This window comes from Paratractidigestivibacter sp. (assembly GCF_052362415.1).
Taxonomy (GTDB): domain Bacteria; phylum Actinomycetota; class Coriobacteriia; order Coriobacteriales; family Atopobiaceae; genus Paratractidigestivibacter.
This window is the reverse complement of sequence record NZ_DAWEMK010000084.1, coordinates 5,385-8,001: the sequence shown is the minus strand read 5'-3', so window position 1 is coordinate 8,001 and position 2,617 is coordinate 5,385. Positions and strand designations below refer to the sequence as shown.

The following is a 2,617-nucleotide window of genomic DNA, read 5'->3' as shown; positions in this document are numbered from 1 at the left end:
CCACCCTCGCGCTGCACGGCGCGGCGGCGGGCGCGCGCCTCGGGGCTCGCGGTGAGGAAGACCTTCACGTCGGCCTTCGGATAGACGACCGTGCCGATGTCGCGGCCCTCGGCGACGACGTCTGTGCCCTCCCCGACCTTGCGCTGCAGGGCGACCATGACCTCGCGGACGGCGGGCGTGGCCGAGACGGGCGAGACCGCGAGCTCGACCTCAGGGGTCCTGATCTCGCGCGTGACGTCGCGGCCGTTGGCGAACACGGTCTGACCCTCGCGGGAAGTGCCGAAACGGATGTCGATGTCGCGGGCGACGCCGGACACGGCCTCGGCGTCATCGGGGTCGATGCCCTCGCGCAGGCACTCGGCGGCGACCGAGCGGTACATCGCGCCCGTGTCGAGGAAGGTGAGGCCGCAGCGCTGTGCGATGGCGCGGGCCACCGAAGACTTGCCAGAGCCCGAGGGGCCGTCAATGGCGACGATCATATGGTTTCCTTTCGATGGGCCCCGCGGCGGGGCCGTTTGTCCGAGTTTACAGGGAAGCGGGCGGGGGCGTCACGCGCCCTTCTCGCGCTTCCTGCACAGCGATTCTACGGCCGCGACCTCAGTCGGGTCGAGCAGGCGCCAAGAGCCCTCCTTGAGGCGGGAGAGCCGCAGCGGCCCGAACGCGTCGCGATGAAGGCGCAGCACCTTGTGGCCGCAGGCCATGAGCATCTTCTTCACCTGGTGCTTGCGGCCCTCGTGGATGGTGAGGCCGACGACGGAGTTGGGGTGCCCGCCGCGGTCTGTGCCGGCACCGCGCGGCGCGACAACGCGGAAGAGCGGGTCCCGCTCGCCCAGGAGCTCCGGCTCGGCAGGGCTCGCGGGCCCGTCCTCGAGCATGATCCCCGACCTCAGGCGTTCGAAGTCGCGCTCGTCGGGCACCCCGCGGACGAGCGCGACGTAGTGCTTGTCCACGTGGCTCGAGGGATGCAGGAGATCCTGGCCGACGTTGCCATTCGTCGTGAAGAGGAGCAGCCCCGTGGTGTCGAAGTCGAGGCGGCCGACGGGGTAGAGCCCTGGGTAGTCGGAGGTGGGCACGAGCTCGGCGACCGTCGGCCTGCCCTGCGGGTCGCTCATGGTCGTGAGGTAGCCAGCGGGCTTGTACAGCATGAGGTAACAGGGCTTCTCTTGGACGCGGCACGCGCGCCCGTCGACGGTGACGACGTCGCGAAGCGGGTCGACCTTGCTGCCGAGCTCGGTTACGACCTCGCCGTTGACGCGCACACGCCCGGAGGTCATGAGCCGCTCGGAGCCGCGGCGCGACGCCACGCCCGCGCGCGCGAGGAAGCGCTGCAGGCGCATGGGGTAAAGCTCATCGCTCATCGGGCGCGCCTTTCTCTTCGGCCACCGGGGAGGAAGGCGCGGCGCTATGCTCTGCCTGGGGCTCGTCGCCCTCAGCCGCGTCGCCCGCGCCGCCCTCGGCCGCGCCGAAGTCGTCGCCCAGAAGGTCGCGCTCGTCGTCGAGGTCGTCGGCCGCCTCCTCGAGGGTCGAGGATATCTGCCGGCCCGAGAGCCGCTCGCGGATGAAGCGCTTGGACTCCTCGTCGGGGGCGAAGTCCTCCAGCGGCGGGAGCTCGCGGAGCGACTTCAAGCCGAAGTGCTCGAGAAAGAGCCTCGTCGTGCCGAAGAGGACCGCCTGGCCGCGGTCGGAGTCGCGGCCCGCCTCGCGGATGAGGCCCTTCTCTTTGAGCGAAGCGATAACGCCGTCGGAGTTCACGCCTCGGATGGCGCGAACGCCCTCGCGAGAGACCGGCTGGTGGTAGGCGATGACGGCGAGCGTCTCGAGCGCGGCCTGCGAGAGCTTCCGCGCGTCCCACGAGAGCACGTAGTCCCCCACCTGGTCGTGGTAGGCGGGGTGGGTGTAGAAGCGCCAGCCGCCGGCGACCTCGCGCAGCTGGAAACCGCGGTTCGCGGACTCGTACTCCGCGGCGAGCTCGGCCAAGGCCTGGGACACCTCCCCGGGGGCGGCGCCCGTGGCGCGCGCGAGCTCGGTGGCGGGAACGGAGTCGTCCGAGACGAGGAGAAGCGCCTCGAGCAGCGGCTTCAGGTCGCCGGATTCAAAGGTCTCGAGTTCTTGCATCACAGCTCCTCACCTGCTGTTTGTTCGTTGTCATGGTTGGCTGCGACGTCGGTGGCGCCCTCGGATGCGGCCTCGATGACGAGGTCGCGGGTCGCCTCGTCGAGGTCGGCGAGCGCCGTCGCGTCGATCTTGTAGGCCTCGGCGCCCTCGATGTGGTCGACGTCGATCTCGCCGAAGATCTCGCTCTGGCTCACGCGGACAAGGCCGCGCTTGAAGAGCTCGAGGATCGCGAGGAAGTTCGCGACCACGACCTCGGGCGTGGAGTCCTCGCCCACGAGCTCGGTGAAGGTGACGTGCCGGCGGCTCCGGACGAGCCGGTCGACCGACGCGATCGTGAGGGCGACCGGCAGGCGCTTGGGCGCGATGTGCTCGCTCTCGAGGAGGAACGTCTCGCGCTTGGAGTCGATGTCCGCGCAGATGACCGCGAGGCTGCGAAGGCTGATCCCCTCGAGGTAGTCGGGCATGAGGCCGAGGAACTCCGGGTCTGCGCCGACCGTCCTGG

4 protein-coding genes are annotated in these 2,617 nt (G+C 70.2%); all 4 read right to left on the bottom strand.

Annotated elements, in window-relative coordinates:
* The coding region (cmk, locus tag ACT84W_RS08160; protein WP_444328843.1) for a (d)CMP kinase at positions 1–479 on the bottom strand (479 nt) is incomplete at its 3' end.
* Between the two features lie 69 nt (positions 480–548).
* Positions 549–1,358 carry a pseudouridine synthase gene (locus ACT84W_RS08155; RefSeq protein WP_444328842.1) on the bottom strand — a complete coding sequence of 270 codons (810 nt, stop codon included), beginning with the start codon at positions 1,356–1,358 and terminating at the stop codon, positions 549–551.
* The gene (gene scpB / locus ACT84W_RS08150; RefSeq protein WP_417576625.1) at positions 1,348–2,115 is read right to left on the bottom strand and encodes an SMC-Scp complex subunit ScpB; all 768 of its coding nucleotides are present in this window, start codon (positions 2,113–2,115) and stop codon (positions 1,348–1,350) included. The genes ACT84W_RS08155 and scpB overlap by 11 nt, the downstream gene beginning before the upstream one ends.
* Positions 2,115–2,617: segregation/condensation protein A (locus tag ACT84W_RS08145; protein ID WP_444328841.1), on the bottom strand; the 503-nt coding region annotated here is incomplete at its 5' end. The genes ACT84W_RS08145 and scpB, both read right to left, overlap by 1 nt.